A 20823-nucleotide genomic window follows, 5' to 3' on the forward strand; every position below is an offset into this window, starting at 1 on the left:
CCGGAACACGGGGAAAACAGATGCGGATCGGTACGGAATTTCAATGTGAGGTCGAAACCTGCGCGCTGGGCGGCGACGGAATCGCCCGGGTCGACGGGGAGGTCATCTTTCTGCCGGGAACGCTGCCGGGCGAGAAGCTCATCGGCAGGATTACGGCGGAGAAGAAGAATTTTTCGCGGGCCGAGGTGGTCCGGTTCGGGGGGAAGAGCCCGCACCGGATCGATCCCGGATGTCGTTATTTCGGGCGCTGTCCCGGCTGTTGCTATCTGCACGCCGATTATTTGTATGAGACCGCGTTGAAACAGCGTCAGATGCTCGACATGATGAAGGCGGCGGGGATTTCGTTCGAGGAATCCGCCATCGCGGAGCCGTTCGCTCCGGAGCCGCCGCTCGGATATCGCAACAAGATCGTACTGCACACGCACAAGGTGCGCGGCGAAACCTTTTTCGGTTACGTCATGGCGGACAACATGACCGTGACCGATATCGAGGCGTGTCCGCTGGCGCATCCGGAGATCAATGCGGAACTTGCGCGGCTGCGGGCGGACAAGGGGTTTTTCCACTCTCTGCACGAGGGAATGAGCGTGACGTTCCGCCGCACGGAGCGCGACGGCGTGAAGTTCTGGCGCAATGCGCCTGCGAAGAACCTCACCTGGCTGCGGGAGGAGACCGTTTTCGGGGAGCTTTCGGTGCCGTGCGGGAGTTTCTTTCAGGTGAATCCGGCGGGCGGTGCGCGTCTGGTCGAACGGTTTCTCGAAGTGGTGGAGCGGCTGAACCCGCGTCGCGTCATCGATCTCTATGCGGGGGTGGGTCTTTTCGGCTGTGCGGCCGCGAGCCGCGGTGTGCCGGAGATCCTTGCGGTCGAGTCGGACGGGGCGGCGGCGGAGGCGGCGAAGTATAATCTGGGGAAATTCGTTTCGACTTCGGCGCGGGTTGTCGCCGGGGATGCGGCCGAGGCGCTTGCGGAGGCCGGGCGTGGAACGGACGAGGCCGCGTCGACATTGCTTGTGGTCGATCCGCCGCGCACCGGGCTCTCGGGGAAGGCGGTGAAGGAACTTTGCGGCAGTTCGCTGCGGCATCTCGTCTACATCTCCTGCAATCCGGCGACCTGGACGCGTGACGCGGCCCGGCTGATCCGGGGCGGATTTGTCTTGCGGCAACTTGAGGTCGTGAACATGTTTCCGCGAACCGAACACTTTGAACTCTTCACGGAATGGGTGCGGAACTGAGCATGGCCGGGCCGGAGAAAAAGCATACGGACGGCCACCGTCGACGATTGCGGGAGCGGTTCCTCCGGGCGGGGCTCGACGGACTTCAGGATTACGAGGCGATCGAGCTGCTGCTCACCTACGCGATTCCGCGGCGCGATGTGAAGCCGCTGGCGAAGGAGCTGCTGGAAACCTACGGTTCGCTTGAGAAACTGCTCGACGCGACCCCGGCGGATCTGCTCGACCGGCACGGGATGGGGCCGAGCGGAACGACGCTGGTGCTGCTGATCCGTCAGCTTTGCTCGAAGTACCTTGAACAGAAGATCCGGGATGTCGATGTGCTGGACTCCTCTGCCGCGACGGAACGGTTTCTGCGCATGAAGCTCGGCGGCGGGCGCAAGGAGACGTTCATGGTGATCTTCATGAACAGTCACAATCACGTTCTTGATTTTCAGGTGTTTCCGGGGACGGTCGACCGGGCGGCGGTCTACCCGCGCGAAATCGCCGAGAAGTGCCTGCGGACCGGTGCGACCGCCGTCATCGCCGCGCACAACCACCCGAGTGGAATCTGCATGCCCTCCGACGGGGATCTTCAGACCACGCGGCGGATTCTTGCCGCGCTCCGGACGATCAACGTCGGGCTGGTCGATCATCTGATTGTGACGCCGACCGCCTGCCTGAGTCTGCGCGGCAACGGTATGCTCAAGCGGCTCGAAGCCCAGATCTGATCGCGTTCGGCTGAATCGGACTTTCCGGGTTGCAAATCCATTTTGCCATGATATAGTAATTCGGAACATGTCGGGGATTTTAAGTGCATTCGATGTGCGGGAGGTGATAGAATGGAAGTTTTTATTGTGTTGCTGTTCCTGTTTTTTCTCCTCGGCGGATTTGTCTTGCTCATTGTGAACGTGATTGCAGTCAATTCCTGCCGCAAAGCGGTGGGGAAGCTCGCCGAACGGCTTGAACAACTGGAGCGGCAGGGGGCGTTTCGCCCGTCCGTTTCCGTGGCCGCATCGAAACCGAAACCGGAACCGAAACCAATGCCGGGAATTTCCACCCCGCCGCGGGCGGCTCCTGTTTGTGCGCCTGTGCCGAAGCCGCCGGTTTCTCCCGCTTCCGCAGCCGTGCCGAAAACCATCTCCGTCTCCGCACCGGAGCCGAGGTCAGCGGCGGTGTTCGCCGAAAAGCTCGCCTCCTCCTTTACCGCCCCGGAGCCGAAACCGAAGGCCGCTCCTGCGCCCAGCCCTGTGCCAAGACCTGCGCCGGAATCTGCTCCGAAACCGGAATCGGAAACCGCTTCGATTCCGCAGCTTCATCCGTCCGAATTCGAACGGCGTGCAGGGGAGGCGCTGCAGAAGATCTGGAGCTGGATCGTTGTCGGCGAGGAGTTCCGGCCGCGCCGGGTCGCGGTCGAATATGCGGTCGCGACGGTCTGGCTGGTCCGTTGCGCTGTGCTTCTGCTGCTGATCGGGATCGGGTTCTTCGTCAAGTATTCCCATGACAACAATCTGGTTTCACCCCAGGCGCGCATTGCGGGGGTGATTCTCATCGGGCTTGCCGTGGTCGGCGTCGGCTGCCGGCTGGTGAAGTCGGAGCGTTACCGGCTGCTCGGCTTCGGACTCTCCGGAGTCGGGATTGTAACGCTCTATTTCGCGATTTTCGCGGCGGCGTCGATCTACAAGTTCCTGCCGGTCACGGCGGCGTTCCCGCTCATGATCCTCATCACGATTTCCGGGGCGCTGCTCGCATTGCGGCAGAATTCACTCTTTGTTGCGCTCGTGGCGGTGATCGGCGGATACGCCACGCCGATTCTGCTTTCGACCGGCTCAAAACATCTGCCGGAACTCTTCGCTTATCTGGTCCTCATCGGGGCAGGGGCGCTCTTCCTGGCGTTTTATCGCAACTGGAGAATTCTGAATTTCGTCGCATTTCTGTTGAATTACGGGATTTTTCTGGGGGCAGTGCACAAGTTTTACGATCCGCTGTCGCGGGCGGACTTCGGGCAGACGGTCGGATTTGCAAGCGGGCTCTTTGTGCTCTTTTCGCTGCTTCCGCTGCTCTATTCGCTCGTGCACCGGAAAAAGATCACGCTGCTTGAAGTCCTGCTGCTCGCTGCGAATGCGGCGCTCTATCTCATAACCGCGATATGGGCAGTCGAAAAGAGCTTCCCCGATTCGCGTTACGGGGCCGGAGTCTCGCTCTTTGCGGCGCTGGTGTTTGTGGTGGAGTTCCTGGCGTGCGTGAAATTCCGTGTGCGTGACCGGAATCTCTACCTCGCGCTTCTGGTATTCGCCTCGTTTGCGGTGGCGCTGACGTTCCCGCTGCTGCTCTCCGGCCACTGGATCGTGGCGGCGTGGGCGATTCAGGCCGTGGCGATGCTCTACCTAGGTTCGCGCTGCGGCAGCCGGTTCCTGACGACGCTCGCGCTCATCCTCCATGCGGTGGCGGCTTTCGATGCAGTCGTGATGCTCAGGGAACTGACGTTCATCCAGGCGGACAACTACTGGCCGGGGATGCTCGACCGCCTTGTGTCACTCGGCAGCTGTGCGCTGGCGTTCGCTGCTGGATATTTCATCCTGAAGCGTGGCGGCGGAACCGACGGCCATCGGCCCGAAGTGGTCGGCACGAACGAACCGGAACCGTTCGGCACGGAATTGAACGGTGAGATCGTCAATGTATTTTTCTGGGGAGCGGCGATTTTCCTCTTTGCCCTCTTCCGGATCGAGATTGAGAACTTCCCGGTTTTTGCGCCGGTGCTTCGGGTCACGCTCTCTGCCGTGCTTTATCTCGGTACCCTCGGATTCCTGTTCTGCCGCTACCGCCGGAGCGGAAACAGGACGCTGGGCGGCTGGATGGCGGCACTGGTAATCGCGGCGGTGGCGGATCTTGTCCGGCTGGCACTGCTCGGGCAGAAAATCGATTATCCGCTCGACTGCGGATTCCGGCTGGCGGCGTTTCTGCTTTACAGTGCGGGACTCGCGTGGACGGCGAAACGGCTCTTTGCCCGGGAGGGAGAGTCTCGGAATTTCGCCGGATTTTTCGCTGTTTCCGGCGGTGTGCTCTGGTTCGGTTACAGCAGCGTGGAGTTGTATCAGGGGTTGACGCTCTATGTGCCTGAGTTTGCGGCAGGCGGGCTCTCCGTGCTCTGGGCGGTTTACGCGCTGTTGCTGCTGATCGGCGGGATTCGCTTCCGGCAGCGGGCGATGCGTTACTGCGGGCTTTCCCTTTTCGCTGTGGTGGCGGTGAAAGCGATTCTGCTTGATATGGCAAAGCTGCCGTCGCTTTACCGGGTGCTTGCGTTTCTGGCGATGGGGCTGCTCTTCTTTGTCGGGGCGTTCGCCTACATGCGGGTCGAACAGCTCTTTCGGCCGGACGGGGAGGAGACGGAAAAGGAGGAGGCGGAGAAATGAGAAAACGATTGCTTTATGTGTTGTTGCTGGTGTTCTGCAGCGCACTTCAGGCGGCCTCTCCGGAGGATTACCGTTTTTTTACGGAACTCGTTCCGCCGGAGAAGGAGGTGACGAAACAGCTGAATTCCGTCCGGCTCAATAACGCTGTCTGGACGGCGATTTCGGGGCTTGGTGACATGCGGCTCTACTCTGCGGCAGGGCGGGAGCTTCCGTTCAAATCCGAACAGCTGTTCGAAAGTGGCAGTACATTGCGCAGCGAACCGGTGCCGTGCCAGGTTATTTCGTTCAAGCTGGAAGGACGTAAGGCGGTGATCTTCGTCCGTGTCGGCAGGGATGGAAAAGGAGCGCGGGTCGACTCGCTCACCATTCGGACGAACGAGCGGGATTTCGAGAAACGCGTGACGATTTCGGGGCGTGATAATGTCGCGTGGCATGAACTTGTGCGGGAGTCTCCGTTCTTCGACCGCAATCCGCGTATTGCGCTGCGGCGCGTTTCGTTCCATTTCTCCGCAGGATGCTACCGGGTGCTGAGAATCGAGATTGACAACTACGGAGAGGATTACGTCTCCCCGTTGCGCCGGATTACGGAGGGAGAGACGCCGGAGAACCGCAAAGAGGAACGCGAAGTGCTCTTCCGGGAGCTGAAGATCGACGGCATCGATCTCAGCGTGAAGAAGAGCGTAAATGTTTCTGCCTGCGCCGTTGAACAGTCGTTCGAGCCGGAGATACGGAGCGTGGCGAACGATCCGGAAACGAAATGTACCGTCATCGAGTTTGATTGCCGGTGGATTCCGATGACGCGCCTCGAACTGTTGAGTTCCAGCACGAATTTCAGCCGCGAGGCGACGTTCGAGACGGTCGATGGCACTTTGAAGAAACATGCGCGGCTTGAGAGCCTTTCGATTCCGGGATACACCCGCCGCACGACGGCGATTTCATTTGGCGGCGAACAGCGGCTCGGACTCTGCCGGATCACGATCCGGAACGGGGACAATCCGCCGCTCGAAACTCTCACGCTCAAGGGGTACGGCCCGGTTTACCGGCTCGTTACGCTTGCGGCGGATATCCCGGCGAAACTCTGTTACGGAGGAAACGGTGTCGCCCCCGGTGATTACGATCTCGGACGGACGCTTTCCGGTATCAATACGGCGACGCTGAAGTTCAACGAATACCAATGCGGCCCGCAGTTGGATACGCCTGATTTTCGGGAGTCGGAGGAGGAGAATTCCTGGTTTTTCTCTTCGAAATGGATCTTTCCGGCGGCGACCGTGCTGCTGGCCCTGGTGCTGATTGTCTTTATCGTGCGGAACATCGGCCTTGTGGAGAAGTCGCGGGACGACAATTGATCCGCCTTACCACAGCGCGTCATTCACTGTGTGCAGACAGCGGCGGAATTTTCCGTTCGGTCCGATGACGCCGAACGTTTTCCCCGCAGGGCAGGGGACGGCGTCCGGGCGACCGTAATGAGCGAGATATTCCGGCGGCTGGTCGCGACATTCGCAGAGGATCTCATCGCAGAACTGGTAACGGGTTTTCCCGCCGGGCAGGGCGCGGATCTGCTCTTTCAGCGCGTTCCACTCCTGCGGCGTCAGCGCGAGATCGGTTCTGGTTCGGCCGCGCCCCTCAAGCATCATCGCTCCGGCCTGTATGGTGCGCGCCCCCGCGACTGCGGCCGCGGCGAAGAGGTCGGTGAACTCCGGCGCGTTGACTCTGGTTGCCGTCAAACTTACGTCGAACGGCCAGCGCAGCTCTTTTGCGCGCGCGAGCAGTTCCAGAACCGGCAGGCAGCTCCGGCGCGTCCCGGTCATCGCCCCATAGGTGCGCAAGCCGGGGAGGCTCGTACAGAGCCGGACGCGCAGTTTCCGGAACCGTTTCAGCCTCTCTTCGGTCATCCGGGAGCCGTTTGTGAAGAGCGAGAGGTCGCATTCGGGCGCCCGTTCGCGCGTGTAGCGCACAAGTTCCTCCGCGTCGCGCCTCAGGAGGATTTCGCCGCCCGTGAAGAGCAGGCTCTTCACGCCGCCTGCGAGTGCCCGGTCGATGATCCGTTTCCACGCGCGGGTCGGCAGATCGCGCTTCGCAAGTTCCGGGAACTCGTGCCAGACGCAGTAGCAGAACGGACAGTGGAAGTTGCAATGGCGCGTGAGTTCCAGAATCAGATACGGCGGCAGTGCGCCGGTGGCTGATGCCTCTCCGTTCGGGCGCTCTGTCTCAGCGGGATTCTTCATCGCTTCCGGCGGATGGTTCAGTCGGAGGTCTTGGCGGAACTCCTGCCAGGGGGGCGGGGGCGATTTCTCCTCGAATGACGACTGTTTCGGTCGATTGCTCCGGCGCGATGTCCCCCGACAGAGGGGCGGTGCCTTCATCGCACCCGCCCGCAAGCGGGAGCAGTGCGAGCAATCCGGTGAGCGGCAGCCCTTTGCGGATCGCGGCGGCAAGCCGCTTCTGCCTGTTCCGGTCGGCCTTGTTCAGCTGGTATTTCATGGCGTTCTCTCTCCGGTTGATGATTATATAAAACATAATAGCGTTTTTTGTTGGAAATTCAAGTGCAAATTCTCTTTTGTTGTCGGAAAAATCTGCAGAAAGACATTTGACAACCGGATTTTCTGCATTTATTTTATTGTTGAGACGGTGTTCCGTAAACGGGAGTTCGCTGAAATGTGGCGTTCGATTAAGCGGAAAGTTCTGTTCCCGGATATTTCGGCACGAGGCGCTTTTTACGCATTGACGCAGCTGCTCTGCGGTTGTTATCTTCTCGGATCACTCGCGATTCTCATGTTCGGATTCTGCGGCGTCAGTCTGGAAAATCCGCTTCGTTATGGAGGCGACGCCTCTCTCCGGAACTGGCTCGGGTATCTCGACGGGGTCGACCGGCTTGTTCTCGTCGGCTGGGCGGGGATTCTATTGGCTTTCGTCATTTTTTACGTATGGACAACGCTTGCGTTTTTCCGGAAGTTCGCCCCGCGCGCTCCTCTTTCCCCGTTCTGGTGCTGGCTGATCTGGATCGCCCTCTCGCTGTTTTTGTGGAAGATCGGCGTTCCTGCGTGGGTTGCCGTGTGGGTCTTTTTCGCGTTTTTTCCGGCCGTCCTGCCGCTCTTTCACAGTGCGGACCGGTGGAAGAGCGCGCTCGGCGCGGCGCTCTCCTGGTGCGTCGGGAGCGTGCTGGTGCTGATTCCGCTCTACTATTATGACGCGATGCTGTTTCGGGGCGGGTACGGATTCCACGGATCGGGGGAGGCTTTTTCGTGGTTCTTCGGAATTTCCGGGTCCGGTTGGATGTTCTGGCAGGCCGCCGCTCTGTTTTTTCTCACCGTCTGGTACATCTTGACGGCGCTCTTTTTCGCACGGCGGGAGGGCGTTCGTCTGCGCGCGCTGTTCGGATTGGGCGTGGCGGTCTGGTGGGGCGTTTCCGGTGCGGTCTTTCTCCTTTTCTGCATTTTGACAGCGGTTGCGGGACGCGAGGTGTCGCGTGAAATCGCGGCGCTTGAATGCCGTTTCGGTCGGCCGGTGACGGTGGAGGCGCTGGCGGAGACCTGTTGCGACAGCGAAACACCGGATCCGGTCTGGCTGGAACGCTGGAGACAATTGTGCGACGCGGCTTCTCCATTTCATCCCGGCGATGATGAGGAGAACGAGGGATGGGCCGAGCTCAACATCGTGCCCGACTGTGTGACGATGCCGGAAGCCGATCTTGCTCTCTGGCGGGAGCGGTTCAACCGGCACGCTCCCGCGCTGGCCGAATGGGAGGCGCTGCTTGCCGGGCCGATTCCCCCGGAGGCGCGTCTGTCCCGGCGCGGCGGATGGTTTCGTGGGACCGGTTCGGGGGTGAAGCAGGGTTGCCGACTCTTTTTCAAACTCCAGCTCTGGCGGCTCTATTTTTCTCTGGTCAATGAAAACCGGGAAGAGGCGCTTGCGGCTTACCGCTCTCTCCGGCTTACGGAGAAATTTCTTCGGCGGGAGCTGCTGACCGGCGCGTTTTTTCCGGTTGATCTGGTTGAACTGCGACTGGCCGGCTCCCGAATGCTGCTTGCATCCGGAATTCTGACGGACGGGGAGTTGAAGCGCCTCGCAACCGAAATAGAGGAGATGGAACTCTCGCTGGAGTCGCAGCTGGAACGTTTCCGGTACAGTCAGGCGGTTTCTGCTCTGGAGTTTTGCGACCTCTTTGCCGATGGGAACTTCAGTGCATATGGGAGCGATCCGTTTCCGCTGAACGCAACCTGGTTTCTGCTGCCGCAGCTCCGATGGTACGGCCTGAGGGAGAAAGCGGACCTTGCCCGACTGCTTCTCAATCCGGAGTCTCAGAGTCCGCCGCTTTTCCTGAGCGGCGCAATCGCCCCTGATGACCGGATTCTGTCGCGTTCCCTCCGGAAACTCCGTGCCCATTGCCGGGCGTTGCGGGTGATGGTCCATGTGGAGCTTTCCCGGCGGCAGTACGGCTCTTTGCCGGAGACGCTTCCCCATCTGCCGCCCGACCCGTATGGTTCCGGGACGATGGAATACAAATTCGGAATGTTTCCGTGCCGCCACCGGGTTTTCTCGCGCCGGAGGTTGACGGGATTGCCGGGCGTTCCTCCCAATACGTTCCGCTGGGAGAGCCGCGAAGCGTTCAAACCTCTCCCGGCGATTCAGGTGCGCTGCCCCGGCGCGGGCGATGACCCGTGGGAGGAGGTCTCCTTCACGTTGCCGATCCGCGAGTGACGGCGCCGTTTCGCCGAAAACAAAATCAGGCGGCGGATTCTCTCCGTCGCCTGTTTGCCCGTTACTGGAAAATGTCCGCTCAGAACTTGAGCAGCATCGCCCCCCAGGTGAGGCCGCCGCCGAACGCGGTCAGGAGCACGTTGTCCCCCTTTTTGATGCGCCCGCTGCGAACCGCTTCGTCGAGGCAGAGCCCGATCGAGGCCGCCGAGGTGTTGCCGTAGTGGTTGATGTTGATGAACACCCGTTCGTCCGGGACGCCGAGCCGCGGCGCGACCGCGTAGATGATCCGACTGTTCGCCTGATGCGGGACGACCAGATTGACCTCTTCCGGCGTGATTCCGGCCTCTTCCAGGACGGTCTTCCCCGCATTGACCATGGCGTTTACCGCGAGTTTGAACACCTCTTTCCCCTCCATGTGGATGAAGTGCTCGTGCGCTTCGACCGTCTCTTTGCTCGCGGGAGCAAGGCTGCCGCCTGCGGGCATCTTGAGAATTTCACCGTAACCGCCGTCCGTGTGCAGATCGCTCGCAACCACGCAGTCCGGACCGTCGGAGCCGTCGTTCTCCAGAAGAACCGCTCCGGCGCCGTCGCCGAAGAGCACACAGGTGTTGCGATTCGTCCAGTCCGTGATGCAGGAGAGTTTTTCCGCCCCGATCACCAGCACATGTTTGTACCGTTGCGGGTGGGTTTTCATGAGGGAGTATGCGACCTCCAGCGAGTAGAGCAGCCCGGAACAGGCCGCTTCCAGGTCGAAGCAGAACGCCCCTTTCGCCCCGAGGCGATCCTGAAGTACGCAGCCGGTGCTCGGGAAAACATAATCCGGAGTGATCGTCGCCACGACGATCGCATCAATCTGCTCGCCGGTGATCCCGGCCATTTCCAGCGCTTTCAGACTCGCCCGGTACGCGAGATCGCTCGTGGGCTGATCCGGCGCGGCGATGTGGCGCTCTTCAATGCCGGTGCGGGTGCGGATCCACTCGTCACTGGTCTCGACCATCTTCTCGAGATCCGCGTTGGTTAAAATCCGATCCGGAACATAGGATCCGGTTCCTGCTATCCTGATGCTCATGTCACTTCCTTGTGCTGAGATTGATCTTCTACCGGCCGGCGGAGCTGCCGCCGGGCCGCTGCTTCTTTTCCTCTGCCAGCTCTTCCTCCAGTTCCGCGGTGTTGCTGCCGGTTTCATTGATGCGGGCGGCAATTCTGTCATTAAGGCCGAATTCGACGCATTCACAGGCCACCCTGATCGCGCTCCGGACCGCCTTCGGACTCGAAGAACCGTGCCCGATGATGCAGATGCCGTTGAGACCGAGCAGCGGAGCACCGCCGATATCGTCGGCGTCACCGAATGATTTGAGCTCGATGAACGCATTTTTCGCCAGCATCGCACCGGTCATGCGAAGCGCATTTTTGGAGAGTACGCGCTTGAGCCAGAACATGACGGATTTCGCAAGCCCCTCGACGCCTTTGAGCATCACGTTGCCGGAGAAGCCGTCGGCGATGAGCACGTCCGCGACATTTTCAAAGATCACGTTCGCCTCGACGTTTCCGACGAAATTCAACTGGCTGCGTTTTCCCAGCAGCTTGAACGACTCCTTCGTGAGATCGTTCCCCTTGATATCCTCGCCGCCGACGGAGAGGAGACTGACACGCGGCGAATCAAGCCGGAACAGATACTGCGCATAAACTTCACCGAGAATTGCGAACTGAACGATGTTCACCGGCGTGCACTCGATATTCGCTCCTGCGTCAACGAGCAGAAACCGTTTCCCGTTCTGCGTCGGCAGACTCGCCGCCAGAGCGGGGCGGTCCACACCCGGGAGAGTTCTCACCAGAACCTTCGTCGCCGCCACGGTCGCACCGGTGTGACCCGGCGTCACCATGGCGTCTACCGCCTTCTCTTTCAGCAGCCGGGCGCAGACCGTAATGGAACAGTTCTTCTTCGCGCGCAGCGAAGTCGTAGAGGGTTCCGACATTTCGCACACCGTTTCGGCGTGCACTACGGAGATCCGGGGATGGCCGGCAATACCGTATTTCTCCAGATAAAACGGCAGTTTGCCGGAGTGTCCGACCAGCACGAACTCACATTCCGGATAGTCGGACAGTGCCATGACCACGCCTTCGATCACCGGACCGGGGCCGTAGTCCGCACCCATCGCGTCTACCGCAATCTTCATCTGCTCCTGATCTCCTCCGAATTCAGGGCAAACTTACGCTTCGACGTTCAGAATCTGCTTGCCGTTGTAGCAGCCGCAGGAGGGGCAGACCCGGTGCGGCGTCGCCGGAGCGGAGCAGTTCGTGCAGAAGGTCGCCTGCACGCCTTCGTAGCGGTTCGCGGCCTTGCGCTGACGTCTCTTCATACGGGAGGTTTTTCTTTTCGGAACAGCCATTTTAACAACTCCTTATATCGTTGATTTCTCGTTTATCCGTTTTCATCCGAATTCATACAGAGTGTAGAATATATCACCGTTCACAAAATTTTCAAGACCGGGAGATGCAGATTTATTGATAAAAACACAAATGTGAACGAGTTAACCCCGGGTTTTTTATTGCAGTTCCCCGGTGGTTGCTCCTCTTTTCCCCTCCCGGACATGTCTCGTCCGACCCCGGATGTGTTCCCGCGGCCGCCTGACCTTCCGGTGACTGACTGCGGCGTTCCGGCAGTTGCGGCCGCATGGTCCCGTTTTTCAGTAATTCCCTGAAACTTCGCCATTTAATCTCGATCGATAAAAAAATATCTAATTTAGATAAAAAAATATCGATAATAAAGTCCCGAATGCCTTGACATTCGGCTGAAAGGTGATATTTTAAATGGAGGGCCGTACGGATAAATCGGCCATGAAGGAGCAGGCTGACCGACGCAGATCCGGTCAGCCCGCATTGTGAACGGGCGGGTTATACGCTTCTAATCAGGAGTTGATGGACTGGTATGGCGAATGTGAAGGTGCCGAAGCTGCCGACGATCCGGCGGCTGCCTACTTACCTTTATAAGTTGTCCGAAATGCGCAAGGCCGGGATTGAGATTGTGGCTACTCCGGAGCTGGCCCGGTATATGAATCTTGGTGAGATCGTCATCCGCAAGGATCTGGCTTTGACCGGGGTGACGGGTCAGCCGGGCGTCGGCTACAAGGTGCGCGAACTGATTGATGCGATCAAGCGGTATTTGAACTGGAACAATGTGTCCGAAGCGGTTCTGGTCGGTGCGGGCGCGCTCGGCAGCGCCCTGATGGGATATGAGGGGTTTGAAGAGTACGGGCTGCGGATCATCGCCGCATTTGATGCGGATCCGCTGAAGGTCGGTACCGAGGTGCGCGGCCGGAGCGTTTTCGATATCGACCGGCTGGAAGAGCTGACGCGGCGGCTTCAGGTGCGGATGGGGATCATCTGCGTCCCCGCCGATCAGGCTCAGGACATCGCCGACCGGATGGTCGCCGGCGGAATCAAGGCGATCTGGAATTTCGCAAACGTCAGCTTGAAAGTGCCCGATGACGTAATTGTTCAGCGCGAAGTGATCGCCGGAGGTTTTGCGGTGCTTTCCGTCAAAATGAGCCGGAAGCTCCTCGAAGAGGATGCACAGGATTGAGGTAAGTCGATTCGTTCGTTTCTATAAATCAGAATAGAGAAAAGGTACAAGGAGCCAAAATGCAGGAAACCATCGAAACCACCCAGGCGATGATCGATCATCTCGCCGCGGTCAACAAGATTCTGGAGAAGAACCACTACTCCGAAGGACGGTTGATTCCGATTCTCCAGGAGGTTCAGGCGGTCTACAAGTACCTCTCCAAGGACATGATCAGCTACGTCGCCACGAGCATCGGCGTTCCGCCTTCGCGCGTCTACGGTGTCGCGACCTTCTACGCGCACTTCTCGATGCAGCCGAAGGGCAAGTACATCATCAAACTGTGCGACGGAACCGCCTGCCATGTGAAGAAGTCCCACAGCATTCTGCATGCTCTCTACGAGAAGCTCAAGCTCTCCGACGAGAAGCGCACGACTGACGATTTGCTTTTCACCATTGAAACCGTCAGCTGCCTCGGCGCCTGCGGACTCGCCCCGGTGATGCTGGTCAACGACTCGGTTCACGGCCAGATGACCCCGGATAAGACCGATGAGATCATCGACCAGATCCTCGCGGAAGAAAAGGCCGCGGCCGCCAATTTGTAACCCCCGACCGGAGAGAAGAGAGAAAATGAGTACTGATACCGTCAAAGCCGTCGATCTTGATAAAATCGCAGCGGATTATAAGAAAGCCTATGAAAACGTCAAGCGCCGCATCATCATCTGCGGCGGCACCGGTTGCGTGGCCAACGGCTCCCTCGATGTTCGCGACGCGCTTGCGAAGGAACTTGAAAAAACCGGAATCGATGTGACCCTCGAAGTCAAGACCGAGGATACGAAGAAAGACGAAACCTACATTTCAAAGTCCGGCTGCCAGGGATTCTGCCAGATGGGACCGCTGCTCCACATCGAGCCGGGCGACATCCTCTACACGAAAGTCAAGATCGCCGACGTCCCCGAGATCGTCGAACGGACGCTCCGCCACGGCGAAGTGATCGAGCGTCTGCTCTATGTCGACCACAAAAACGGCAACTGCCGCTGCAAGGGTGACGCCGAGATCCCGTTCTACCACCGCCAGAAGCGCGTGGTCCTCGCAAACTGCCGCATCGAGCCGGGCGACGTGCGTGAATATATCGCCCGGGGAGGCTACTTCGGTGCGCGCAAGGCGGTTCTGGAGATGAAGCCCGAAGAGGTCTGCCAGACCGCGATCGACTCCGGGCTGCGCGGCCGCGGCGGCGGCGGTTTCCCGACCGGTCTCAAGTGGAAGTTCACGCTCGCTTCGCAGAACAATAAGAAATATGTCATCTGCAACGGCGACGAAGGCGACCCGGGCGCGTTCATGGACCGTTCGGTCATGGAAGGCAATCCGCATGCGGTGATCGAGGGAATGATGATTGCCGCCCGTGCGATCGGCGCCGATGAGGGTTATGTCTACGTCCGCGCCGAATATCCGCTCGCGGTCGAGCGTATGCGTGCCGCCGTGAAGGACGCCGAGGAGATCGGCGTGCTCGGCGACCATCTGTTCGGCAGTGATTTCAGTTTCCGGGTCACTGTGATGGAAGGTGCCGGTGCGTTCGTCTGCGGCGAGGAGACCGCGCTCATTGCGTCGATCGAGGGCAAGCGCGGCATGCCGCGTCCGAAACCGCCGTTCCCGGCTCAGTGCGGTCTCTGGGGCAAGCCGACGGTCATCAACAACGTCGAGACGCTTGCGTCGGTTCCGGGCATCTTCTACAAGGGGCCGGAACAGTACCGGTCGGTCGGTACCGAGAAGTCTCCCGGCACGAAAACCTTCGCTCTCACCGGACACGTTGCGAACACGGGTCTCATCGAGGTTCCGTTCGGCACGACGCTGCGCGAGATCGTCTACAATATCGGCGGCGGCGTGACCAACAATGCCGGCGAGATCACGAATGAGGATTTCAAGGCCGTGCAGATCGGCGGACCGTCCGGCGGCTGTTTGACTCCGGAAATGCTTGACCTTCCGCTCGACTTCGATTCGCTCAAGAGCGTCGGCGCGATGGTCGGTTCCGGCGGACTCGTGGTCATGAACAAACAGACCTGCATCGTGAAGATCGCGCGGTTCTTCATGCAGTTCACGCAGAACGAGTCGTGCGGCAAGTGCGTTCCGTGCCGTGAGGGCACGCGCCAGATGCTTGCGCTGCTCGACGACATCATCGAGGGGCGCGCCGACCGGCACACGCTCGAGCTGCTTGAGGAGACCGCCAAGGCGGTTCAGCTCGGCTCGCTCTGCGGCCTCGGCAAGACTGCGCCGAATCCGGTGCTTTCGACGCTGCGTTACTTCCGCGATGAGTACGAGGCGCACGTGCTCAAGAAGTGCTGCCCCGCCGGCGAATGCAAGGCACTTGCCCGTCCGGAAATTCTGGCCGACAAATGCAAAGGCTGCACAGCTTGTGCGCGCAAGTGCCCGGTCGGAGCGATCACCGGCAAGATCAAGGAAGTTCACGTCATCGACGCTGACAAGTGCATCAAGTGCGGCGCCTGCAAGGCGGCGTGCAAGTTCGGTGCGATTATCGGCCTTTAAGCAATCAATCTCAGCCCTGGAGCATAAAATAAAATGAGTGAAGAAAAAAAGACGCTGTTTGTCAATAACCGCGAGATCGAGATCGCGGGCGAGCGCAATCTGCTCGAGCTGATTCGCAAGGCGGGCATCGACATCCCGACTTTCTGCTACCATTCGGAGCTGTCGATTTACGGTGCGTGCCGTCTCTGCCTGGTGGACGTGAAGGGCCGTGGCATCATGGCTTCGTGCTCGACCAGACCCGAGCCCGGCATGGTGATCTTTACCGATACGAAGGCGATCCGCAACATGCGCAAAATCAATGTCGAGCTGCTGCTCGCGAGCCACAAGCGTGAGTGCCCGAGCTGCCAGCGCAGTGCGAACTGCTCGCTGCAGGACATCGCCCGCAAACTCGGTGTGCACGAGGTTCGTTACAAGCAGACCGTGAAGGATCTGCCGATCGATGATTCGAGTCCGTCGCTGGTTCGTGATCCGAACAAGTGCGTGCTCTGCGGCGACTGCGTGCGGGTCTGCGCCGAGGTGCAGTCGGTTGGCGCGCTTGATTTCGCGTGCCGCGGGTCGAATGCGCGGGTGGTCCCGGCGTTCGACAGCAAACTCGCGGAAGTGGAGTGTGTGAACTGCGGCCAGTGTGCGCAGGTCTGCCCGACCGGTGCGATCGTCGCGAAGAGCAACATCGACCAGGTCTGGGATGCGATCTATGATCCGGACAAGATCGTGGTTGCGCAGGTTGCTCCGGCGGTCCGCGTGGCTCTCGGCGAGAAGCTCGGCGGCTTCGGTATGGGAGAGAACGTCGCCCGCAAGATGGTGACGGCCATGAAGATTCTCGGTTTCGATGAAATTTACGACACCTGTTTCGCCGCCGATATGACGATTTTCGAAGAGGCGACGGAATTCCTCGACCGGGTCGGCAACAACGGCGTTCTGCCGATGTTCACGAGCTGCTGCCCGGGCTGGGTGAAGTTTGCGGAAACCTACTATCCGGAACTGCTGCCGAACATCTCCACGACGCGTTCGCCGCAGGCGATCTTCGGCTCCGTGGCCCGCAAGACGCTGCCGACCAGGCTCGGTGTGAAGCCGGAGAACCTGGTGGTGGTTTCGGTCATGCCGTGTACCGCCAAGAAGTTTGAGGCGCAGCTGCCGAAGTTTTCGCAGGACGGTCGTCCGGATGTCGATTATGTGCTCACGACGAACGAGCTTGCCCAGATGATTCAGTCGATGGGCATCCAGATGAACGAACTTGAGCCGTCGGCGTTCGACATGCCGCTCGGTTTCTCGACCGGCGGCGGCGTGATCTTCGGCGCGACGGGCGGTGTGATGGAAGCGGCGCTGCGGTTCGCGGTCGAGAAGATCTCCGGAGACCCGATAAGTCCGATCGACTTCAAAATGACCCGTGGACTCGCTCCCCGCAAGGAGGCGACGCTTGAAGTCGCCGGCAAGAAGCTGCGCATCGCGGTCGTCCATGGTCTCGGCAATGCGCGCAAACTCATCGAGGAGATGAAGGCGGGCAAGGTGGTTTACGACTTCGTTGAAGTCATGGCCTGTCCGGGCGGCTGTGTCGCGGGCGGCGGTCAGCCGATTTCGCATGACAAGGATTTCCGGCAGAAGCGTGCCGCGGGGTTGTACGATACCGACAAGGGTCGTCAGGTTCAGAAGCCGCAGGACAACTACTGGGTGGACAAGTGCTATGCCGAAAGTTTCGGCGGGCGTCCCGGTTCGCATGAGGCGCACACCCGGCTGCACACGCACTACCAGAACCGCAGCCAGCTCTTCGATGCGAAGAGTCCGATTCTGCGCAGCAAGAAGGAAGATGCGCTCCCGATCTGCGTGACGATCTGCACGAAACAGAGTCACTGCCCCGGCCAGGAGCTGCTCGGGCGCGTGGTCGCTTTCGTGAAAGAGAAGAACTGGGCGGACAGCGTGAACGTCGATGCGGCGTTCAGTTCGCGCCCGGAGGCGGATGGAACGATCTCCGTGACCGTCGGCGATGTGGTCATTCCGCGCAATGACTCCGTGGAAGTGACCTTCTCCGAGGTGAAGCGCGCGATCGAGAACGCGTTCTCCCGGTAATTCCGGAACAGAACACGACTGCCGCGTTGCGGGGAAACCCGCAGCGCGGCTTTTCTTTTCCGGGGGGAGGGGGAAGAACGCCTTACCGGTTTTTCCGGACGGCGAAACAGTAGAAACCGTTGCGCATCAGGAGGGGCCGGAAGGTTTCCGGATGGGCGAGCGCCCAGTTCACCTCGATTTCCGGATTCGGTGCTGCGAATGTCCGGGTGTCGCAAATCAGGAACGAGACGTTGTGGTCGAACAATCGCCGGAGGTAGGTGGAATAGGCGCCGGGACTGCGCATGGCGTTCCAGTTCGGATAATCGTGATTTTCGGTTTTTCCGGATTCGGTCACGGGAATCGAAAGAATTCGATTCTGCCAGCGGTCGCCGAGCATCTGGTAGTAATGGGCGCCGCAGTAGGCGACAACAGCTCCTTCCGGGGCGAGTTTCCGCAGCAGTTCACGGCACTCCTCGTCCTCGCGTGAGATGAATTCACTGCGCAGGAAGGATGCCGCCGCATTGGCCCCCGCAAACTGGAAACCCGCATAAATGCCGAAAGCGATGACCGCCGCCGCGGAGAAACTCCACCGCTGCCACTTGCGGGAGAGGCGATTCAGAATCAGGCAGAAGGCCGCGGTTGCGCAGCCCCAGAGCAGAATTTGCAACCCGTGTTCGAAATAGTTGAGTTGACGAAACGAGCAGAGCAAGCCGAGAATGACCGCCGCCGTGAGAATCAGAAGAGGATGGCGGAGCTGCCGGAAAAGTGCCGCACTGCATCCCGCCGCCAGCATTGCCACCGGAATGATCTGGCGCGGCTGGGTCATTGACGGGTAGAATTGGAGTTCGATCAGGAAGAGCAGCACGGTTCCCGCCGCGAGGAACGCCGGGGCGAAAATGGTGATACCGGGTTTTCGTCTCCACGGCAGCAGCGGCCGGATTCCTGCCAGGAGGATCACTCCGAGAAGGATGACTGCGTTGTAGACATTGAGATTGTTCTGACCGTCGTTGACGAAAAAGCTCCAGGCCGCTGCGTGCAATCCGACCGGTGGTGCATCCACCTGCATGGAAGCGCCGAAGCCGATGGAGACCGGATAAAACGGATTGCCGGTTTCGATCCAGTTGGCCACGAAGCACGGGATCGCCGCCAGAAATCCCGCCATTGCCGCCAGAAGAAGAGCCCGGCGACACTGCGGTTTGAATCCCCAGAGCACTGCGCCGAAGAAGAGCAGGGCGGGCGGTGCGAGCAGCAGTCCGAGATATTTGGTTCCCGCCGCGAAACCGAAACAGATTCCGCCGAGGACGATCATGGCGTGACGCTTCCGTCGGGCCCCGCAGCAGAAGAGAGCCACTCCGCACAGAATGCCGGCTCCCACCATGAGGTCGGTATTCGAGACGACGGCATTGCGGAAAATAACGCCGGAACAACCCAGCAGCGATGCCGCGGCCAGCGCTTCCATCCGGCGGAATCCGACCGCCCTCAATCCCGCCGCACAGCCGCAGCAGGCCGCCAGCAGAAAGAAAAATTGAAAATTCTTCGCGAAGAAATCCGATTCCACCACTCCCATCTGCCAGGCGTAGACCAGTTCGCCGTAGCAGGGATAGCTGGAGGTCATCAGGCCCGGCTGGGTGACGCGCTCGATCCCTCCCTCCGTCAGCCAGAGCGCGGGATAGTAAAGATGATAGATCAACGCATCTGTCCCGATCGGCGGCAGCAGCAGAAATGCCGAATACTGATAGAGTGCGAGTCCTCCGGTCATCAGCAGCAGGCCGAGTTCCGGAATCGTCCATTTCCGGCGCGGAAGCGGCGGATCACGCCGTTCCCGCTCCGTGACCAGAGCAACGCCGCCCAGACACCAGGATGCGATGAAAAGCGCCCCCGAAGAGAGGACTCCGAACAGCCCGAGAATGCCGGTGATCGTCGTCGTCAGCAGGATGTAGAGCACCCCCGCGACGGTCAGCTGCTCAAAGCCGCTTATCGGGCGAAACCGCTTCGCCCAGAAAAAGGCGGCCAGCAACACCGGCAGCTGGGCTGCCAGACAGGTTCCCGAGAGGAGGGCTCCAAGCATTCCCTGGGCGAATTGATCCATTGCCGTTATTTCCGCGCCGGTTGGGAGAGAAGTTCAGCCGCTTCAGTCAGGTACTTCCGGATCGGCAGTTTTTGCGGACACTTTGTCTCGCACACTCCGCAGTGGACACAGGCCGAGGCATTCGCCTCCTGCTTGTTCGGATCGGTGCCGATTTTCCGGTACCGTTCACGGGCGTGCTCATGAAATCCGTAGACCCGGTCGTAAATCAGCGCTTCGAGAACCGCCGGAATCGCGACATGCTTCGGGCAGGAGGGACCGCAGTAGTTGCAGCCGGTGCAGTAGACGTTTCGCAGTTCCGCACATTTTTCACGAACCTGCGCGAGGGCGGAGAGTTCCGATGCCGAGAGCGGCGCCGGATCGGAGGCGACGCGCACATTATCGTCGACCATCTCCGGATTCCCCATGCCGGAGAGCGCGCAGCAGAGATTCGGATTCGACAGCACGAATCGGAGGGCTAATTCCGGTGTTGTGAACTTGCCGCCGAGGGCGTCCTCGAAAACTCCGCCTGCAAACGCGAGCCTGCCTCCGCCGACCGGCCCCATTGCCACCGTCCCGAGGCCTTTTCCCGCCGCGTAGGCGATCATCTCCTCGTTTGCGGTATCGAGCAGATTGTACTGAAAGAGCACAGATGAGAACTCCCCCGTGTCGATCAGGGTTTTCATCGCCTCGGGGCGGTCGTGGAAAGAGAAACTCAAGTGCCGGATCATGCCGCGGTCGCGTGCTTTCGCCGCCTGCTCGAAGATTCGGAACTCCCGGATCGGGCCGCTGAGTGCGGATTCTCCGATTCCGTGCAGGTGGTAGAAGTCGATGTGATCGGTATCGAGTTTGCGCAGCTGGTGTTCGAGAATGCGGAAAAAATCATCCGCGCACTTCATGTGTCCGAGCGGAAGTTTGGTTGAGAGTCGTACTTTGTCGCGCCAGTGATTCCGTTTGAGGGCGCGGCCGACGGCGATCTCGCTCCAGCCGTTCAGGTAGAAATAGGCGGTGTCCACATAATTGATGCCCGCCTCAAAACCGCGGCAGAGCAGTTCGACGGCCGGCTCCAGATCAGGTTCGGGGCCGTCAAAAGGAACGTTGGCCACGGGCAGGCGCATCGCACCGAACCCCAGCGCGGAAATTTCAAAACCGGTGTTTCCGAATTTGCGAAATTGCATGATGATTGCTCTCCATAACATGTGTTTGGAAAGTATAGATGTACTTTGCCGGAAGTGCAAATTGTTTTATGAGTGAAAAAAGATATTTTCCTCGTTTTTTTCTTTGCATTTCCGGATTCAG

16 protein-coding genes are annotated in these 20823 nt (G+C 59.8%); 9 read left to right on the forward strand and 7 right to left on the reverse strand.

Annotated elements, in window-relative coordinates; genetic code table 11:
* Positions 1-20: 20 nt before the first annotated feature.
* The 4 genes from Q0K10_RS01515 to Q0K10_RS01530 all read left to right on the forward strand — a co-directional run bounded on the left by Q0K10_RS01515 (position 21) and on the right by Q0K10_RS01530 (position 5964).
* The gene (locus Q0K10_RS01515) at positions 21-1229 is read left to right on the forward strand and encodes an RsmD family RNA methyltransferase (RefSeq protein WP_294502249.1); all 1209 of its coding nucleotides are present in this window, start codon (positions 21-23) and stop codon (positions 1227-1229) included.
* Entirely contained in the window at positions 1214-1936 is a 723-nt protein-coding gene (radC, locus tag Q0K10_RS01520; protein ID WP_294478244.1) for a DNA repair protein RadC, read from the forward strand. Before Q0K10_RS01515 ends, radC begins: the two co-directional genes overlap by 16 nt.
* Before the next feature lie 111 nt (positions 1937-2047).
* On the forward strand, positions 2048-4618 hold the full coding sequence (locus tag Q0K10_RS01525; RefSeq protein WP_294502251.1) for a DUF2339 domain-containing protein: 2571 nt from the start codon (positions 2048-2050) through the stop codon (positions 4616-4618).
* Positions 4615-5964 (forward strand): hypothetical protein, encoded by a 1350-nt coding sequence (locus Q0K10_RS01530; RefSeq protein WP_294502253.1) that lies wholly within the window; start codon positions 4615-4617, stop codon positions 5962-5964. Before Q0K10_RS01525 ends, Q0K10_RS01530 begins: the two co-directional genes overlap by 4 nt.
* A gap of 6 nt (positions 5965-5970) precedes the next feature.
* Here Q0K10_RS01530 and Q0K10_RS01535 read toward each other — a convergent pair whose 3' ends face one another.
* Positions 5971-6843: a radical SAM protein gene (locus Q0K10_RS01535; RefSeq protein ID WP_294502255.1), complete on the reverse strand. Its 873-nt coding sequence runs from the start codon at positions 6841-6843 to the stop codon at positions 5971-5973.
* On the reverse strand, positions 6827-7099 hold the full coding sequence (locus Q0K10_RS01540; protein ID WP_294502257.1) for a hypothetical protein: 273 nt from the start codon (positions 7097-7099) through the stop codon (positions 6827-6829). The genes Q0K10_RS01535 and Q0K10_RS01540 overlap by 17 nt, the downstream gene beginning before the upstream one ends.
* 174 nt (positions 7100-7273) lie before the next feature.
* Here Q0K10_RS01540 and Q0K10_RS01545 point away from each other — a divergent pair, with 174 nt between their 5' ends.
* Positions 7274-9316, forward strand: a complete 2043-nt coding sequence (locus Q0K10_RS01545; protein WP_294502259.1) for a hypothetical protein — start codon at positions 7274-7276, stop codon at positions 9314-9316.
* Between the two features lie 79 nt (positions 9317-9395).
* Here the strand turns inward: Q0K10_RS01545 and Q0K10_RS01550 are convergent, their stop codons facing one another.
* The 3 genes from Q0K10_RS01550 to rpmF are packed head-to-tail and all read right to left on the reverse strand — an operon-like array spanning position 9396 to position 11706.
* Positions 9396-10385 carry a beta-ketoacyl-ACP synthase III gene (locus Q0K10_RS01550; protein ID WP_294502261.1) on the reverse strand — a complete coding sequence of 330 codons (990 nt, stop codon included), beginning with the start codon at positions 10383-10385 and terminating at the stop codon, positions 9396-9398.
* A gap of 28 nt (positions 10386-10413) precedes the next feature.
* Positions 10414-11493: a phosphate acyltransferase PlsX gene (gene plsX, locus Q0K10_RS01555; protein ID WP_294502263.1), complete on the reverse strand. Its 1080-nt coding sequence runs from the start codon at positions 11491-11493 to the stop codon at positions 10414-10416.
* A 33-nt stretch (positions 11494-11526) separates the two neighbouring features.
* Complete coding sequence (gene rpmF, locus Q0K10_RS01560) at positions 11527-11706, reverse strand: 50S ribosomal protein L32 (RefSeq protein ID WP_294502265.1); 180 nt, start codon at positions 11704-11706, stop codon at positions 11527-11529.
* A 539-nt stretch (positions 11707-12245) separates the two neighbouring features.
* Here rpmF and Q0K10_RS01565 point away from each other — a divergent pair.
* Genes Q0K10_RS01565 through Q0K10_RS01580 form a run of 4 tightly spaced genes read left to right on the forward strand, consistent with a single transcriptional unit; the run spans position 12246 to position 17480 of the window.
* On the forward strand, positions 12246-12899 hold the full coding sequence (locus Q0K10_RS01565) for a redox-sensing transcriptional repressor Rex (RefSeq protein ID WP_294502267.1): 654 nt from the start codon (positions 12246-12248) through the stop codon (positions 12897-12899).
* A 59-nt stretch (positions 12900-12958) separates the two neighbouring features.
* Positions 12959-13480 carry an NAD(P)H-dependent oxidoreductase subunit E gene (locus Q0K10_RS01570; protein WP_294502269.1) on the forward strand — a complete coding sequence of 174 codons (522 nt, stop codon included), beginning with the start codon at positions 12959-12961 and terminating at the stop codon, positions 13478-13480.
* 25 nt (positions 13481-13505) lie between these two features.
* A complete protein-coding gene (locus Q0K10_RS01575) occupies positions 13506-15416 on the forward strand; it encodes an NADH-quinone oxidoreductase subunit NuoF (protein WP_294502271.1) in 1911 nt (636 codons plus the stop codon).
* A 33-nt stretch (positions 15417-15449) separates the two neighbouring features.
* A complete protein-coding gene (locus Q0K10_RS01580) occupies positions 15450-17480 on the forward strand; it encodes a 2Fe-2S iron-sulfur cluster binding domain-containing protein (RefSeq protein WP_294502273.1) in 2031 nt (676 codons plus the stop codon).
* An 82-nt stretch (positions 17481-17562) separates the two neighbouring features.
* Here the strand turns inward: Q0K10_RS01580 and Q0K10_RS01585 are convergent, their stop codons facing one another.
* Positions 17563-19548: a hypothetical protein gene (locus tag Q0K10_RS01585; RefSeq protein WP_294502275.1), complete on the reverse strand. Its 1986-nt coding sequence runs from the start codon at positions 19546-19548 to the stop codon at positions 17563-17565.
* Between the two features lie 5 nt (positions 19549-19553).
* Positions 19554-20702: an aldo/keto reductase gene (locus Q0K10_RS01590; protein WP_294502277.1), complete on the reverse strand. Its 1149-nt coding sequence runs from the start codon at positions 20700-20702 to the stop codon at positions 19554-19556.
* Positions 20703-20823 lie beyond the last annotated feature (121 nt).

The organism is uncultured Victivallis sp. (assembly GCF_944391105.1).
In the GTDB taxonomy this organism is placed as follows: domain Bacteria; phylum Verrucomicrobiota; class Lentisphaeria; order Victivallales; family Victivallaceae; genus Victivallis.